Origin of the sequence: Streptomyces sp. NPDC057963, from assembly GCF_042887155.1 — a bacterium.
Lineage (GTDB): Bacteria > Actinomycetota > Actinomycetes > Streptomycetales > Streptomycetaceae > Streptomyces.
Window position 1 is genome coordinate 337,758 of the sequence record NZ_JBHVPX010000006.1, and the last position, 16,974, is coordinate 354,731.

The following is a 16,974-nucleotide window of genomic DNA, read 5'->3' on the forward strand; positions in this document are numbered from 1 at the left end:
GGGGTGGGGTGGGGGGCGGGGGTACGGACACGGCGGCGTCCAAACCCCCGCTCCCCCTGCTGTCCCCTGCTGTCTCCTGTGCGCGGTCTCAGCCGCGCGGATAGCGGGCCAGCCAGCCCGGCGCGACGGCCGACGGGCTGTGCAGAGCGGGGCCCTGGGTCATCTCCATCGCGAAGTCGTCGGCGAGTTCGAGGAGAGTGGCCCGGCCCTCCAACTCCGCGAGCCAGGCCGGTGGCAGCGCGGTCTCGCCGTGCAGCGCGCCGAGCAGCGCCCCGCACAGGGCCCCGGTGGCCGCGGAGGGCCCGCCGTGATTCACGGCCAGCCGCAGCCCGTGCCGTATGTCCTCGCCGACGAGGGCGCAGTACACGGCGACGGCCAGGACCTCCTCGGCCGCGTCCGTGGCGCCCAGCGACTCGATCAGAGCCGGTCCCGGGATGCCCTGGCGCACGGTGCCGAGGGCCTGCTTCAGCGCCTCGGTGACCGGTTCGTGCCCCGGGCGCTCGGCGAGCAGGTCCAGGGCGTGCTGGACGGAACCGTCCAGGGTCTCGCTGCGGGCCAGCCCGTGCACGATGACGGCCAGGGCGCCCGCGGAGAGCAGCGCGGCGGGGTGGCCGTGGGTCTGGGCGGCGCATTCGACGGCGAGTTGGAGGACGAGCTGCGGCTCCCAGCCGACGAGCAGCCCGAACGGCGCGGACCGGGTGAGGGCCGCCGAGTCCCGTGCGGTGGGGTTCTTCGGCTGGTCGAGGGTGCCCATGGTGGCGTCCCCGAGCCCGGTGAGGCATTCGCGGGTGGGGGCACGGCGGGCGTAGAGCCACTCCTGCTGAGCGAGCCAGCCGTTGTCCTTGCGTCGCTCGTCGGGCCCCCAGTCGTGCTGGGTGGCCGCCCAGCGCAGGTGGGCCCGGTGCACATCGGTGGGCGGATGCCAGGCGCCGGTGTCGCGCCGGACCTGTGCGCGGATCAGCCCGTCGACGGTGAACATCCCGAGCTGGGTGACGGCGGTGACGGTGCCGCGCCCGCCGTGCGCGGGCACGAAGTCGGTGACGGCGTCGGCGCCGTGGGCCGCCCGGATCTCTTCGAGCGTGAGTCCGTCGACCCCCGCCCCGAGCGCGTCACCGATGGCCCCGCCCAGCAGAGCGCCACGCACCCGGCTACGGAAGTCCTGCTGCTCGGCACGGCCCCAGACAGCTGTGGTCCCTGTACCCACCGTGCCCCTCCCCCGTCGACCGCCCGCCCGCCTGCCCGCCTGCGACTGCGACTGCGCAGCACTGTAATCGAACAGGGACCGTCGGTTGAGGGTGCGGAATCGAGTACGCGTGGGTATGTGGACGGACGTCCCGCAGGTCGTTTTTGACCGGTCGGGGACAAGCCGGAGACATCTGACGACACTCCGCATTTCCTAGGCGCTCCATGGTGCCCCTGGGGCAACACACCCACATCGGCGTCACCGTCGGCGTCTACGACCGCGTCCGACTCCAACGAGACGTCATCGGCACACTCGGCACAGTCCTCGACGGTCCGGCCGGCCGCGAGCCGGCCCGCAACGGCGGCAACGACCCACCGCTCTGCGGTGCCACCATGCGCCATACATTTCCGTCACCCACCTCAGAGGCCCGCCAGGACGCACCTGGCGGGCCTCTGGTTTGCTGTCGCCCTCACTCAGCGAGGTCGCCGCGAGGCGTCTACTCCGCGGAGCAGTTCGATCAGGTCTTCGTGTTGGGCGAAGCCGAATCGATTGACCTGGAGGCGCTCTCTGCCCTGGATTTCCAGGCACCGACGATCAGGTGCATCTCTCTCACAGGCAAGGCAGGGTTGGTGGCCGCGGCGGCTGCCACCAACGGATCGGAGTCGTGCACAAGCGCGACGACGTACTGCACCGCAGTGCCGGGGTTGCGCGCGCATCGGTAGCGGACATTCCTGTTGTCGTCCCGGCACAAGGCGGCGAGCAACGAAGGTGGACAGTGGTGGTTCCGGGCCATGGCCGCCCGGACATGTCCGGCTGAGTCGTCTCGGAACCTTTCCAGGAGATGGGGAGGGCAGCGCGGGGAGCGTGCCACCTGCGACCGCACCCACGGATCCGAGGAGGCCGCGTACGCCTGCAGGGTTGCAGCGCCCACGCGCAAGGTACTCAGTGCTGCCCGGCGGACTTCCAAGTCGTTGTGGAAGGCCATACGGTCGAGGGTTCCCGTGTCGCACGCCGGGTTCCTCGCCATCGGCAGGAGCACGGCTGCGTCACTCCACCGAGCATCGGCCAGATGGTCGAGTACCTGCGGGTGGACCGCAGTTGCCGCGATATCCGCTGCCGGAAGCCCTTCCTCGTACACGCGGTCGATGACGTCGCTGGGCGCGGAAGCATTGGCGAGTAGAGCGAGCCTGACCTCGCGGGACGTGTCCCCGGCCAAACGCCTGGCCAGAACCGCTGGCAGAGCCGCATTCCGGGCAAGGCGGGCGCGGATCTCCGCCGAAGTGCTCTCCGCCAAGCGCTCTGCAACGGTCTCCGGAAGCGCTCCGTTGACGCTCATCCCGAGCAGCACGGCCGTATCGCCGGCCACAAGAGCCCTGTCGAGCATGCCGAACGACAGCGCGGTGTTACCCGCGCCTGCCCGGCGCACCTCGTCGTCGGTGTCTTCACAGAGCATCCGCAGCACATCGGAGTCGATCTCGGGTCGTCGTGCCACCGCAGCCCTTACCTCGGGGCGGGGACTCCGAGCCAGCACCGCGACCCGCCACCCGGGAAGCATGCCGCTTGCGGCGGAGACGGGATCCACCGTCTCCGCCCCAAGCCGGTCGCGGAGCAGACGCTGCGACAGACTGTCCAGGGTGTTACGGCGCAGCGCTGTGGTCCACACTCCGCGTCCGCCCCGCGTGATGACCACGCGGAGCAGACTCGGCGGCAGCGCCCGGTTCGCCAGCAGCCCCTGAAGCAGCGGGTCGACAGCCTGGAATCCGCCGTGGTTCATTCTTCCCTCGCCTAACCGCTCATCCCTAGTCCGTCCAGGAGCGGCCGACAGTAGGCGTCACACGGTGCCACAGGTGTAATGGCTCCTCGTCGACCGCGAATCGTCGCCGACTCGAATCGGGCTCCGCTGAGATCCTCCATACTGCGACCGTCCTCCAATGCCTGGTTGATGCAGCCGATCTCTCCGCAGCCGCCGTGATGCATCCCATCAGCACCACGGTGGTCCAGCATCGCCTCGCTCAGGTCCGGTTCCAGGTCCCACACATCGCGGGGACCGCTACGGTCCTTGTACACCGTGCCATCGCGGAGTCGCATGATGGTCGCCACTCGCGTTTCGTCGTCGCCAAGGGTCTTCTGCACACTCTCGGCATGGGCCTGGAGTTCGGTCCCACAGTTGTGAACGAGGACGGGCGTAGCCCCAGCCAGCACATAGTACGTATGCACGACTCCGACGGTCAGGTTGAAGACCGTGGCCGAAGCAGCCGTCCAGCGCTTCACCGCTTCGATCTCTACCTGCGTACCCGTGCTCGTACGGAGCTGCTCGCCCGGCTCCAGGTCGGTGGCACCGACCCAGGCGCCCAGTTCCGGAACCCAGAACGGGTGGCCGTCCGTCGCGGTGACCGAGGCGGTCTTGTCGCCCTTGGGGCCGTCGATGTCGATGGTGACCTCGACGAGGTTCTTCAGGCCGTGGCCCTTGATCTCGGCTGTGACCTTGCGGGGCTTGGTCTCGCCTGTCTCGGGGTCGGTGGCGACGACTTCGTCACCGATTCTGACTTTCTCGATCGGTTTTGATGTTCCGTCGGCCATCAGGACGCGGGTGCCCGGTGCAAAGCTGTTGCATTTACCCAGCTTCCGGGCCAGCTTCGACTGGCTGTACCAGGTCTTGATTCCGCTGACCAGCTCGTCGCCCAGATTCCACAGGCGGTTGAGGAGTTCGCCGCCCTTCTTCCACTGCCACGGCAGGCCATATTTCTTGGCCATTTTGCCGATGATGCCGCCGACCGCGCTGGAGACGATATTGACGACAGTGGCACCGCAGGCACCCAGGGCGCCGGTGGTGAAGCAGTCGAGGGCGTCGGTGATGCCGAGTTCGTCCGCGGCGATCTTCGCGAGTTCCTTGGCTACGGCGATCGCGCGCTGCTTGGCCACGTCGGCGTCGCCCTGGGCCTTGCGGGCCTTGTACTGCGTCTTGGTCTCCTTGGGAGCCTGGACGCCGTAGTACGTGTAGTACTGCTGTGTGGCCTGGACGTTCCAGCCCTTGTCGGTCAGGTTGCAGCTGATCCCGACCATGATGCAGTCGTCGGGCTTCAGGCCGTCCGGGTCGGAGAAGGTGACCGGGTTGTTCAGGCCGTACGCGTAGCCGTTGATCTGCTGCGGGTCGGCGTAGTCGATGATCGGGTCGGCGGATATGAACCGTCCCGTCCCGGTGTCGTACTCACGTGCCCCGAGCGTGGTGAGCCCCGTGGACTCCTGCACGGTGCCGCCGACGAAGCCCTTGTCGTCCGCCCAGTCCGACGACGAGCGCTCGCGCTCCGCTCCGAACGGATCCATCCGGCGCCGCTGGGTGGCACCGGTGGCCGCGTCCACGGCGAACTGCGCGGTGCCGTGGTGGTCGGAGGCCAGGAAGGTCACGCCGTTGTTGTCCCGGACCGCGACGGTCTGGCCGGCCAGGCTGTAGTAACGGGTTCCCGTCACCGCACCGGTGGCCTTCTTGAGGTGCAGTTCCATGCCCGGCAGGTAGAACGTCGACTCCGACGCGGTCTTGCTCAGCAGGCGGCTGCCGGCCGCGTCGTAGACGTAGTCCGTGGTGGTGCCGTCGGCGTTGGTGACCTTGGTCAGGTCACCCTGCTTGTCCCAGTCGAGCGTCTGGGTGTCGCCGTTGAGTACGCGATGGTCGGTGTTGCCCGTGTCGTCGTAGGTGTAGGTGTTGGTCAGTTTGACGGCGGGCGTGGACGAGGTGGCGGTGGTGTCCACCACTTCGGTGGTGAGCTGGTGCGGGCCCTCGCCGTTCTCCCCGTAGGCGTACGACTTGGTGGAGGTGGCGGAGCCGTTGATGCCGTGGGTGGTCTCCGACTTCCGGTTGCCCAGGGTGTCGAACTCGTAGGAGGACCAGTACGGAGCCGTCCCGCCGACCGTCGCGGCGGACGCCGCCGGAGCACAGGCGGCGTCGGTCGGACCGGTGCCCACCGCCTTGTTCGGCGCCACGTTCGACGTCCACGCGTCGGTCATCTGCCGCAGACCGTCGTACCGGAAGCACTGGACGTCGGAGGTGCCGCTGCCCGGGGTGTCCGCGATGGACTGGACGTTGCCGCCCGCGTCGTAGGTGTACCGGGCGTCGTAGGACACCGAGGCGGCGCCCTCCACGGAGACCCTGGCGTTGATGAGCCGCGAGGTGCCCTGCTCGTAGGCGTAGGACAGCCACGTCTTCTTGGCCGCCGCGCCGCCCGTGGTCAGCTCCAGCTGCTCCAGCTTGTTCGTCGGCGAGTACGAGACGTTGGATACGTAACTCATCCCGCCCAGCGAGGTCCCCAGCGCGACCGGGCGCTGCAGGCCGTCGTACTCGTACGAGACGGTCTCCGCGGTCAGACCGCCCCCGGCCGGGAGCGCCTGCGTCCGGACCGTGCCGTCCTGGTTGTACTCGGTGTCGACCTGGTACGTACCGCCCAGTTCCGGCTCGGCCGTCTTCGACAGGTAGTACTTGGTCGTGGTCGGTTCGAGGTCGTCGGACAGTGCCGTATAGGTCACCGACGACAGCACCGCACCGTTCTTGTAGGTGTACGTGCCGTACAGCTCTCCCTTGGCCACCGTGTCGTACTTCGAGACGGACAGCTTGGTGCCGGTGGCCGCCGCGCCCTGCCAGGTCTCGGTGACGCGGCCGATCTTGTCGTAGACCGACGTGACGGTGTTCAGCCGCGAGTCCGTGGTCGACAGCAGGCGGTCCAGGTCGTCGTACTCGTACGTGGTGGTGCCGGTGTCGGGGTCGGTCGCGAGGTGCTTGCGGCCGCGCTGGTCGTATGTGTACGACCAGATGTTGCCCTTGTCGTCGGTGACCTTGGCGAGGTGACCGGCCGGGTCGTAGCCGTACCGGGTGGCGACGTAGTCGGCCGGGGTTCCCGCCGGGAGCGGCTTGTCGCCCTTGTACTGGCGCAGTTCGACCGTGCGGTCCTGGGCGTCCGTGATCGTCGTGGTCGGGGTCTGGCCGTTCGGCGGGTCCACGTGGACCCGGTCACCACCGTAGGTGTAGCTGGTGCGGTTCTTCTCCACGCCCGCGACGTTCAGGATCGTGGCCGAGGTGCGGCCGGCGCCGTCGAAGTCGGTCACCGTCTGCGCGTCGATGTCCTCGTTGCGCGGGACGAACAGCGTGGCCGACGGGGCGCCCTTGGTGTAGTAGGTGTCGTTGGTCTTCACCGTGCGGCCGGAGCCGTCGTAGTACGTGTCCGCGAGGAGGCGTCCGCCGCCCTGGGCCTCGGACTGGATCTGACGCGGTCTCAGCAGCCCGTCGTACAGGGTGTACTCGTGGCTGTAGGACGCGCCGTCCTTCTTGATCTTCTGGGTGTGCAGGTAGTTCGCGCCCGTGGTCCGGATGCCGTATTCGTAGGTGATCGACGGAGTGAAGTCCGCTTTCGCCCGGTCGGGCATCCACACCGAGACGAGGCGGCCGAGCCCGTCGTACGCCAGGTCCGTGCGCTTGCCGTTCATGTCGGTCTGCGCCGAGAGCGTGCCCCACTGGGGGGCGTACTCGGTGGTCGAGGCCCAGCCGAAGACGTTCGTCTCGGTCTTGGACAGGGCCAGCCCGTAGGCGTTGTCCTTGTAGGTGGCCGTCGTGGCCGTCTTCGCCGCGTCGGTCACGACGAGCGGGCGGCCGTAGGTGTCGTAGGTGGAGGTGGAGACCTCCTGGTACGTGGCGGTCTTGCCGTTGTGCGAGGCCAGCCGCTTCACCAGGGTCGGTTCGCCCTTGGTCGGGGCGGCACCGAGCGTGGTCGTGCTGTCGTAGAAGGTCAGGTCGTCGGAGATGACCTGCTTGGAGCGGTCCGGTGTGGCGCCGCAGTCCACCGCTACGGTCTCGACCCGCGAGACGTAGCTGTACAGGTGCTTGCCGGGGTTGTCCGCGTACTCGGTGCGGGTGCACTGGTTGTCGGCGACGTTCACCTCTCCGACGTCAGCGACCTGGACGGCGCGGCCCTTGTCGTCGTACGACGTGGTGGAGGAGGTCTGCCGCCAGCCTCCCGCCTCCAGTGACTCGTAGGTGTCGGAGCGGCCGGCCCTGACGAAGCGGGAGGTGGAGGTGCCCCAGTCCTTGACGCGGGTTCCGGTGACCTGGGTCCAGGGGGTGTTGACCGACTTGGAGACGACCTTGCCGCCGTTGTAGGTGGTGGTCTCCAGTTCGGTGCCGGACTTCCAGTCGGAGTCGTCGTACGCGGTCCCGTTGGAGTCGGTCACCTTGACCGAGCGGGTGCCGCCGTCGGGGTCGGTGTCCCCGTCCAGCCCCTGGAAGAAGACGTGCTCGGTCTTGGTGTTGGAGGGTTTGACGCTGCCGTCCGAGGTCTCGACCTGGACCTTGCCGTAGCCGCGCCAGTCGCTCCACGTCAGGTACTCGGTCTTGGACAGGCCGTCGGGCTTGGCCTTGCGCCAGCCCGCGTCCCCCCGGTACGTGTACGTGGTCACCTGGTCGGGGGCGCCGCCGACCAGGTCCTGGTCGGCCACCGAGGTGACGACGTACTTGTTGAACCAGTCGGTGACGGGGTCCTTGACGCCCGGCGGGTTCCACTTGACCGGGTAGCAGCGCACCGTCGACTTGCCCGGCGCGGGCAGGGTGGTGGGGGTGCACTCGGGCTTGGAGTAGTTGGCCGTCAGGGCGCTGCCCGACTCGCTCTCCACCCCGCTCAGGCGGAAGCGGTAGAACGGCTGGATGTTGTCGTTGGGAATGTCGATGCGGTTGGCGAGCTGGATGCCGTGCAGACGCACCGTGGGAACGGACTTGTCGGTCCCGACCAGGCCCGTGTGGTCGATGGTGTCGAGCCAGAGCGACCTGGAGCCGTCACCGTTGTCGGTGAACTTGTGCCCCAGCTTCCAGGTGTCGACGTCCTCGTACGTGGTGTCACCGTTGCGGATCTGCGTGGTGATCTGGGTGAGCTTCTTGCGGGTCCAGAAGGTGGGCGAGTTCTGCCCCGGGCATTTCGTGTCGACCTTGCAGTTGCGGTCCCACGGCACGTCCGGCCAGTCGGCGGCCGTGGTGTCCTTCAGCGCCGCGACCGAGCAGTCGGTGAGGTCGCCCACGCAGCGCTCCACGGTGGTGAACACCACGCGTGCGGCGGCCTTGGTGGAATAGGTCTTGCCCTCGCGCTGTCCGTAGTCGATGCGCTTCAGGTAGCCGCCGCGGATGTACGGCTTGCCGTTCTCCCCGGTCTTCAGCCCCTGCGTGTAGTAGTTCACCTCCGTGCCGTAGAAGTACGACATGGTGTTGCCGTGCGGGTCCACGACGTAGTCGAGGTTCCAGCGCCACGCCTGGTCGCAGTAGGCGTCCGCGAGGGTGGACTTGTAGCAGGGCTCGCCGCTGTCGTCGCCGTAGACGGGAACGGTCCAGGTGGAGTCGGTGGTCTCCTTGCCGGACGTGAAGCCGGGCAGTTGATTGAGACCGAAGAAGTACTGGGTCCCGTCCGCCGAGGTGACCTTCCAGTGCTCACCGTCGTTGTCGCCGTTGGTGGTGCCGGTGAGCTTCTCGACCTTGGAGAAGTCGTCGGAGCTGACGTGCCACTCGCCGGTGGTGTCGTCCTTGATCAGCTCGCCCGAGGTGCCGCCGGCCAGGGAGATGGTGGCGTTGTCGTGGCCCCAGCACTGGTCGCCGTTGGTGTCGGCGTGGCCGTCGTCGGCACACGGCTTGTAGCGGCGCTCGATGAAGCCGGGTTCGTAGCCGAAGCCCTCACCGACCCAGGAGCCCTGGTTGTTCGTGGCGGCGGTCTGTCCGTCCACCGCCTGGGAACTGTAGGTGAGGGAGACCCCCGGGGACTGGCCGCCGGGCACCGGTGGGGCGCTGATCGGATAGGACCAGTTGAAGACACCGGAGGAGTTGGAGACGCTCCACTGCGACGAGGGCTTGAGCGAGGTGGCGCCGAAGTTGCCCTGGTCGCCGCCGGATCCGGCGGTGGCGGCCAGTACGGTGGCCGGGGAGGCCGTGCCCACCGCGGCCTTCGGGGCGGCTGTGCCCGTCGAGGCTGCCGCGCCCTTCGAGGCCGTTGCGTCCGTCGAGGCTGCCGCGTCCGTCGTCGCGGCCGGTGCGGCCGGGACCTTCGCGGTCAGCGTGGCGCGGGCCGTGTCATTGGTGGTGGGCAACGGGGTTGCCACAGAGCACTCCGGGCGTTCCGGCGTGGTGAGCACACACTCCGGATAGGTCACCAGGTGCAGTCGTGAGCCGTAGCCGCCGCCGTACGCGCCCGCGAAGTCCCGGTAGTCGAGCGAGACCTGGACCGGCCCGCTCTTCGCCGCGCCATCGGCACGCGACACCGTCATCAGCGGCCCGTCGACACCCGCCGCCTCGGCCTTCTTCCGGTCCAGGACCGCGAGCCGGACGGTGTCCGGGCTGGTGGTACCGGTCGCCGCGACCTTCAGGGGGAGGCCGTCGGCCTGCACCCCCTTGGAACCCTTGGCGCCGACCTCGACCTCGTCGGAGGCCGCCTCGGGCCAGTGCGCGACGGCGGCTTCGGTGACCTCGGCACGGGCGGCCTCGTCGGTCCCGGTGTACTTGCGGGCCGTGCCGTTCTTGCCGGAGACCGGGTCGTCGAGGTTGGTCTGGGTGTCGGGCCGGGTCACTCCGTCACGCGCGGCGGCCTGCGGCGCGTACTGCGGCAGCATGCCGACGGAAAGGGCGACGGCTACGGCGAGTACGCAGTTGCGCACCGTGCGTGCCGGTATGGGGAAGCGTGATCTTCCATAGGGTGATGAGCGCATGAAAGCTCCGTCAGGGGATGTCGGTCAGGACTGTGCGGCAGAGCAGGCGGCCGGGGGCGGGACACGGATGTCCCACCCCCGGCCGCGGTGGTCGGATCAGGACACGGTCGCCTCGACACTCGTGTCGTCCGCGAGACCGCTGACGATGTTCACGAGGCTCGCGTCCAGTGCGCCCTGGAACAGGCGCAGTTCGTCGACGGCACCGGAGAGGAAGGTTCCGGAGGTGCTGCCGGTGAGCTTGCGGCCGACCTGGAACGCGGTGGTGGTGAAGTCCCAGGTGTTGTCCCAGGGCACCCGGGCGCTCTCGACGCCGTTGACGTAGAGCACCACGTCGCCGAAGACCGCCGAGTAGACGAGGGCGAGGTGGTCTCCCTTGACACCCGTGCTGGGCAGGAAGCCCGTCGCCTTCGCGGTCGTGGTCACGGCCGTGGCCGAGTCCGCGTCGGTGACCGTGAGGGTCCAGCGGCTGTCGGCGGCCGAGTAGCCCACGGTGACCGCGCTGCCCTGGGCGCCGGACAGCGCCATGACCGTCTGGTCCTTGGTGGGAGACACCGAGGAGAGCCGGGCCCGTCCGGTCAGGGTGAAGCTGTCCCGCTTCGAGAGCAGTCCGGCCGCCCGTGCGGCGTAGGCGTCGGTGCCGTTCAGCAGCAGATGGCCATCGCCCCACATGGGCTCCTCGGGCGCCGTCTCGACGCACTCCGGGTCTGCCTCCGGGTCGCAGCCCGGTGCCGGTACGTAGATGGACGCGCCGCCGCCGAGGGTGAGCCCGGTTCCGCCGCCCGCCTCCGGCGCCACTCCGTCGGGTGCGGTGTCGACGTCCCAGTACGCGAGCTGCTGGGCCACGATGCCGCCCAGGTCGGCGCTCTCGGGGCCGGTCACGACCCGGTCGTAGACCTGGACATCGGCGACCCCGCCCTTGAGGTGGGCGGTGTATCCCTCCAGAGCGAGTCTGCGGCCGATCTGCAGGGTTCCGGCCGCGTTCCACGCGGCCTGCCGCTTCGCGGTGGCGGTGACCGCCGTGCCGTCCACGTACAGCCTCATCACTCCGGTGACGCCGTCGTAGGAGCCGATGAGGTGCGTCCAGGCACCGGGAACCACCTTGCCGCCGGTGACCTGCCAGTCGCCGATGGACTCCAGGTCGTTGTACGGGGCGCGGAACACCCAGCTGCGGCTGTCGGCGTCGTAACCCAGGTCGAAGCCGGGCAGGCCCGTGCCGTCCTGGCTGACCACGGTCTGGTCCTGCTTCGGCTCCTCGGGGAGATTGACCCAGGCACTGACCGAGAACCCGGTGTCGGTGTCCACCATGTGCCGCCCCGCGTCCAGATAGGCGTTCTCGGTGCCGTCCAGGGCCGCGTACGTGTCGGCCGCGCCGAGCGGTCCGGGCTTGGCGCCGAAGGCGACTCCCGTACCCGGTGCGGCGCTGGGCGAGGTGCCCGTACCGGCCGCGGAACCGGACCCCTTGACGTCGCCGAGGGTCCAGCCGCCGACGGGGGCCCGCCCGTCGGAGACGAGGAACACGTACCCCATCGGTGTCTTCTGGGCGTTTCCGGCCCCGTCGACGGCCTTGGCCTCCACGGACCAGTCGCCTTCGGAGGTCGGCATGAACTTCACCGTCGCGGGTCCGCCCGGTGTCGCCGTGGCGACCGTGGACCAGCCGCTGCTGCCCTTGAACCGGTACTGGTAGTGGGCCACATCGGTGGACGGCGAGTCGAAGGTAAAGGTTCCGTAGTCACCGACGCCCGCGTGCCAGGCGCCGTCGTCCGGGTACTGGACAGAGCTGATCACGGGCGCGGCGGGCGTGGTGGCGTCGTAGATGAACTCGCAGCGGGTGGCGTCGCCCGCGCTGCTCCACGGGCCCCAGGCGGTCCCGTCCGTCCCCTGCACCTCCCAGCCGATCGTGACGTTGGAAGGGATGGTGAACCCGGCGTCCGAATCCGTGCTGAGGTCCGAGCCGGCCGTGTACTTGAACGATGCCGAGCCCGTCTGGCCCGTACCGGTCGTCGTACGGGCTCCGGTGGTGGCGTAATGGTCGACCTGCACGCCGTTCTTGGTCCAGAAGACGTGGAACCGGGCCTTCAGGCTCTCGGACTTCCCGGCCACGTCGTTGTGGTCGTAGTCCTTGATGACGGCGCTGAGGACCGGAGCCTCGGAGACATAGTGCTCATCCGCATGCCCGTACTGGCACGAGCCGCCGGGCGACATGCTGAGGTCGCTCATGGCGGGCGCCAGCGGCGGGCGGTTGTACGTCACTTCGAGGTGGGCGTTTCCGCAGAACCGCTTCCAGTACGAGTAGTCGTCCTCGTTGTCCGCACGCAGCCGGAACGTCGTGGTGTCCCAGCCGCTGTCGGCGGCCTTCTGGACGGTGCCCTTCACGTCGAACCGGACGTTCTGGTTGGTCGACGTGCACGACCCGGCCGGGTTGGTGGGGGACTTACTGGTGATGGTCTCCTTCAGCGAGGGCTGATTGCCCCAGTTGGTGGCGGAGTTGATCGCGCTCGCGCCGGTGGAGTTGACCCGTCCCAGCTGCACGGCCTTGGCGGTGGTGCTGTACGTGTGGACCATCGTCACGGCGAACTCGGCCTTGATGATGTCCTTGCCCTCGAAGGACGCGGTCGGGATGGCGAAGAACTGGCGCTTCTTGTCGTTGGAGCTGGCGCACTGGTACGACACGTCGGCAGGGCACTTCCCGACGCCCTCGTGATCGTCGAACTTCCAGAACTCGGCCGACGAGTAGTACGACGACACCATCGTCCAGCCGGTGCGGCTGGCGGTCTTGACCACCGGGTCGATGTAGACCGGATACACCGTGTCGCCGCCCGTGAGCAGTGAGCTGTCCGGAGTCAGCGTCATCGTGTCGCGGCCGACCCGCACGTCGACGTCGGCGACGCGGGTGCCGTCCGGGGGTGTCACGGCGACCTCCTCACCGGCCGGCTCGGACGGTGTGGGTGCGGGCCCCGTCCCGGCCTCCCCCACGCCCTGCCTGCTGTCCCACATCAGCGGTGCGGGAGCCTCGAAGACGGTGCCGCCGGCCGCGTCGGTCGCGGTGAGACCGCCGTCGTCGGACTTCTTGAGATCGACCGCCGTCGTGTCCACCGGCAGGTGCAGTTCGGCCAGCTTCGGATTGCCGGCCGCCTCGGCGTCCTTGACGACGATCAGGTGCGAGAAGCCCTCCGCGTTCGCGGTCACCTTCAGGTCGACCCCGGGCAGGACGTCCGGGTAGGTCGCGGTCGGTCCGTCGACCGCGGGCGCGGGCAGCGTGTCGGGCCAGTCCAGGGAGAGGGCGCGCCCGTCCTTCTCGATCGTGGCGAACGTCGTGGCACCGCCCCCGGAGAAGGACATCGCCGATACGGCCGCCTTCGGCGCGTACGAACCGTCCGGCTGCCGGACGAGAGTGGTGTCGATGTCCACCCACCGTCCGTCCTTGCGGGTCCGTACGGGCTGGACGGCCGTGGTGGTGGTGAAGGTGCCGTCCGGGTTGGCCACCGTGGTGCTGCGCTCGTCGCGCAGGCTCAGTACCTCGACCGGGGCATCGGTCTGCGCGGCAGCCTCCTGAGCTGCCTCGGTCCCGGCTGCCGTGGCGCCCCCGGCGGGTGCCGCGGCAGCCTCCGGAAGCTCGCCGGACAGGGCCGGGAATCCCAGCCCCGTGGCCAGCAGGGCCGTCAGTGTCACCGCCACGAGGGGGCCTCGGCTGCGCCGACGCCCGTGTGCAGCACGTCTGTTCACGATCGCGGTCTGCTCTCTGCCGTTCTCATCGCTGGTCGGCTCCTGAGGTTCCACGCCGGTCACCCGACTGCCGCGAAAGAGGTACCGATGTCCGAGAGCCCGCCGCTACCGGGCCGGAAGGTCTTGGTCCCCCCGGTCGTGGTGCCGTCGATGTCGGTCCACGGCATCGTGTGGAGGACGCCCTGGGAAGTGGCGGGGTCCTTGCTGTACGGGATACCGACGTAGAGGGTCACGGCGCCGGAGCGCAGTGAGATCCCGGTGAAGTCACGGGTGTTCGGCTTGCCCGGCAGGACGTCCGAGCCGCGCTTGGTGATCCTGTCGGCGGCTCCGATGTCGCTGTCCAGCGGCTTGAACACCTGGATCGCCCCGGCGTCCTTCACCCCGTCGACGTCCCGGCCGGGGATGCCCACGGCCAGCCGGACGGTGGCGGTGCCGGTGACGACGCCGGTGTCCGTGTTCGTGATGGCCACGCGCTGCCCGAAGAAGTCGCCTGCTCCGGGATCGCCTTCGACGTTCGCGGTCCCGGCATCGAATGCCTTGATCTCGGTGACCCGGCCGGAGGGTTCGATCCGCACCACGGCGACGCCGCCCGCGTCGGGCACGTTGCCTATGTCCTCGCCCGGCGTGCCGATGGCGAGGAGGGCATCGGAGTTGTAGGTCTGGCCTGCCGGACGGTAGCCGGTCATCGACAGCGCGGCGCCGAACCTGTCACCGGTCTCGGCGATGCCCGTGAGGGCCTCGCCTTCGCCCGCCTGGTCCATACCGGCGATCGCGGTCGGTATCCCGTCGGTGAGTGTGTGGTTGAAGACGGCCACGCCTCCCGCTCCCACCGCGTCGGCGCCGATGGTCTCGCCCGGCGCCCCGACGGCGAAGTAGCGATTGGTGCCGGTGAGCGAGGCCCCGAACTGATCGCCGGCCTCGACCACGCCGGGCACACCCGGGCTGTCCTGGGTGACCGTGGTCCGCTTGGTGCCCTGCTGGTAGACGATGACACCGGCATCGGCCTGATTCACGCCGTTCACGATCACCCCCTCGCCCGGAACGCCGACGACGAGATACGGCTGGCCCGTGTCGGTCGTACCCGCCTGGAGTGCGTAGCCGAAGCGGTCGCCCGCCTCGTTGTTGGCCCCCGGGGTGAACGCCGACTGGGTGTAGCCCTCGATGGCCGAGCCCGCGCCGATCCCGGTGGGCGAGCCGTAGATGATGTGCAGGCAGCCGGTGTCCTTGACGTCCGCCCCGGAGCCGCCGGTGTCCTCGTACGGGGTCCCGACGACGAGGTCGGTACACCCGTCGCCGTTGAAGTCCGTCCAGGCGACCGCCGTCCCGAACTGGTCGCCCCGCTCCGGGGCGGCGCCCATCCCGGGGGTCGCCTGCGAAATCTCGCTGACGCCCTTGCCTCCGCCGTAGAGCACCCGGACCAGACCGGCCTGCGGGACTCCGTTGACGGTCGCCTGCGGGTCCGTGACCACGTTGTCGACAACGCCGTCACCGTTGAAGTCCGTGCTCGCGCCCGCGCAGGAGGCCGCCGCGGCAGCGGGTACGGCCCCCACGGCCGTCGCACCCGCGGTCGCGACGAACAGGCCGATTGCGGCCATGATTCCGGACATGCCGGATTTTCTATTCACATCCCACCCCTTGAGAGAAAACTGCACACCGCCCATCCCCCCGATTCGCAGACATTTGGCAGCGCACAGCAAAGCGAATGCAATAACGGCCTCCTGAACCTGTCAAGAACATGTCCGTTACATGCTGTTAAGTGGATGCCGAACAGTGACAAGTTTCGAAAAAGACGACATCGAAGCCTTATGGGAGGTACGCCAGATAGACATGACCAATCCCTTGAAGCATTACCAAATCTGCACAAGAGGAAAGGGGAGACTCCATGCGCCCACCTGCCTGATACGGAGCGGAGAGCCACTCCCCTGGCAGCCCGATTGCTGCCGGGGTACGCCGAAGTCGACCCGTCGCACGCCGAGTTGAGCCGTCCGCGCGAAGGGGGGCGGAACGCCGGCGCCCGCACCGGGGCATCGGTGCGCCGCGTTCGCGGGGTTCGCCGCCCGGCGCACAACGCCCTCGGCCGCCCGATGACCGGCGGCTGCCTCCGCGGCCGGGTCGACGCCCCGCACGGCGCCACCCCGCACGCCTCCGACTTTCCGCCCCGTCCGGGCGGGACCCGGACGGGGCCCAGGAGAAGACGAGGGCGGGCAGGAGAGCCGCGATCAGGCACTTTCCTTTGAGGAAAGTACATGCCAGTATGCGAAGGCAGGTAGGCAGGTCACACAGCAACGAGAAGGCCCGAGATACGCGATGCCCTCACCCGAATCCACCCCCGCACACGCGGGCGAAGTCCCCCTGTCGGGCGATCTCGCGGCCGATGCCCTGCGGGACATCGACGCGGCCCGGGAGCTGGCCCGCCTCAAGGCCGGGCTGACTCCCGCCTGGTACGGCCCCGCGGTGGCTGCGGCGCTGATCGTTCCGGCCCTCGGAAAAGCCTGGACGGAGGGACGAGGCGGCTGGGCGGAGCTGCTCTCTCTTCTGATCTCGCTCGTGGGTCTGGCCGTGGTGCTCCTGCTCGTCCAGGCCGCCAGGCGAAGGGCGGGAGTCAGGGTGGCACTGTCCGCGCATCTGCGCCGGGCGGCGGCTCCTCTCCTGCTCCTGCCGGCCGCCGCGGTCGCGGCGTACGGACTGTGCCGGCAGTTCGGCGCCGATCCCGCGCTCACCGGGATCGTTGTGTTCGCCGTGCTGGGACTCGGCGCCTGGGCCGTGTTCGCCAACCGGAACAGGTCGATCCGGAAGAAGCTCCGGCAAGACTCCTGGAGGTCGGATGACCAGCGCGTCCGAGTCGGGTAGGCCACTGATCGACGCGGCGATCCACCATCCCACCCGGCTGACGGTCGTCGCCTTTCTCTCCGCGTGCGACGAGGCGGATTTCGCTACCGTGCGCGGTAGTTGCGAGGTGTCCGATTCGGTGCTCAGCAAGATCGCCTCCGCCCTGGAGGAGATCGGATACCTCACCGTCCGCAAAGGCTACGTCGGCAAGCGTCCCCGCACCTGGCTGTCGCTCACCCCTGCCGGCCGGCTCGCGCTGGCCCGGCACATCGCGGCGCTCCAGGACATCGCCGCCACAGCCCGAACGGCGGGCTCCAGAGCCCAGGCCGGCCCGGCGCACGGGACGGACTCGCCGCGCGGCGACGACGCGATCGGCCGGCAGGGCAGCGTCGGGTGAGGTCCGGCCCGTCCAGCCGGTTCCGCCGCGCCCGCACCCACGCCTGAGCCGGGTCGGTCTCCAGCGCCCGGTCCAGGTCCGCCAGTGCCTCAGCGCTGTCGCAGAGGAAGCGCCGGACGTGGGC

7 protein-coding genes are annotated in these 16,974 nt (G+C 69.2%); 2 read left to right on the forward strand and 5 right to left on the reverse strand.

What is annotated here, in order from left to right; genetic code table 11:
• Nucleotides 1–88 precede the first annotated feature (88 nt).
• From ACFVT1_RS17065 to ACFVT1_RS17085, 5 genes are all read right to left on the reverse strand, one after another.
• Complete coding sequence (locus ACFVT1_RS17065) at nucleotides 89–1,204, reverse strand: ADP-ribosylglycohydrolase family protein (RefSeq protein ID WP_389795908.1); 1,116 nt, start codon at nucleotides 1,202–1,204, stop codon at nucleotides 89–91.
• A gap of 496 nt (nucleotides 1,205–1,700) precedes the next feature.
• Entirely contained in the window at nucleotides 1,701–2,957 is a 1,257-nt protein-coding gene (locus ACFVT1_RS17070; protein ID WP_389795909.1) for a hypothetical protein, read from the reverse strand.
• Nucleotides 2,958–2,968: 11 nt separating this feature from the next.
• The gene (locus ACFVT1_RS17075; RefSeq protein WP_389795910.1) at nucleotides 2,969–9,901 is read right to left on the reverse strand and encodes an RHS repeat-associated core domain-containing protein; all 6,933 of its coding nucleotides are present in this window, start codon (nucleotides 9,899–9,901) and stop codon (nucleotides 2,969–2,971) included.
• Nucleotides 9,902–9,997: 96 nt separating this feature from the next.
• Entirely contained in the window at nucleotides 9,998–13,576 is a 3,579-nt protein-coding gene (locus ACFVT1_RS17080) for a LamG-like jellyroll fold domain-containing protein (protein ID WP_389795911.1), read from the reverse strand.
• A 107-nt stretch (nucleotides 13,577–13,683) separates the two neighbouring features.
• On the reverse strand, nucleotides 13,684–15,231 hold the full coding sequence (locus ACFVT1_RS17085) for an FG-GAP repeat protein (RefSeq protein WP_389795913.1): 1,548 nt from the start codon (nucleotides 15,229–15,231) through the stop codon (nucleotides 13,684–13,686).
• A 700-nt stretch (nucleotides 15,232–15,931) separates the two neighbouring features.
• On the opposite strand from ACFVT1_RS17085, the gene ACFVT1_RS17090 reads away from it, so the two are divergent.
• Nucleotides 15,932–16,474 (forward strand): hypothetical protein, encoded by a 543-nt coding sequence (locus tag ACFVT1_RS17090; RefSeq protein ID WP_389795915.1) that lies wholly within the window; start codon nucleotides 15,932–15,934, stop codon nucleotides 16,472–16,474.
• Nucleotides 16,449–16,850 carry a winged helix-turn-helix domain-containing protein gene (locus ACFVT1_RS17095; protein ID WP_389795916.1) on the forward strand — a complete coding sequence of 134 codons (402 nt, stop codon included), beginning with the start codon at nucleotides 16,449–16,451 and terminating at the stop codon, nucleotides 16,848–16,850. The genes ACFVT1_RS17090 and ACFVT1_RS17095 overlap by 26 nt, the downstream gene beginning before the upstream one ends.
• The last annotated feature ends 124 nt before the right edge of the window (nucleotides 16,851–16,974 follow it).

What these genes read in the sequence shown, in the direction of transcription:
- ACFVT1_RS17095 (WP_389795916.1), top strand. Translation starts at nt 16,449, where the DNA reads ATGACCAGCGCGTCCGAGTCGGGTAGGCCACTGATCGACGCGGCGATC.
- ACFVT1_RS17085 (WP_389795913.1), bottom strand. Translation starts at nt 15,231, where the DNA reads ATGTCCGGAATCATGGCCGCAATCGGCCTGTTCGTCGCGACCGCGGGT.
- ACFVT1_RS17070 (WP_389795909.1), bottom strand. Translation starts at nt 2,957, where the DNA reads ATGAACCACGGCGGATTCCAGGCTGTCGACCCGCTGCTTCAGGGGCTG.
- ACFVT1_RS17075 (WP_389795910.1), bottom strand. Translation starts at nt 9,901, where the DNA reads ATGCGCTCATCACCCTATGGAAGATCACGCTTCCCCATACCGGCACGC.
- ACFVT1_RS17090 (WP_389795915.1), top strand. Translation starts at nt 15,932, where the DNA reads ATGCCCTCACCCGAATCCACCCCCGCACACGCGGGCGAAGTCCCCCTG.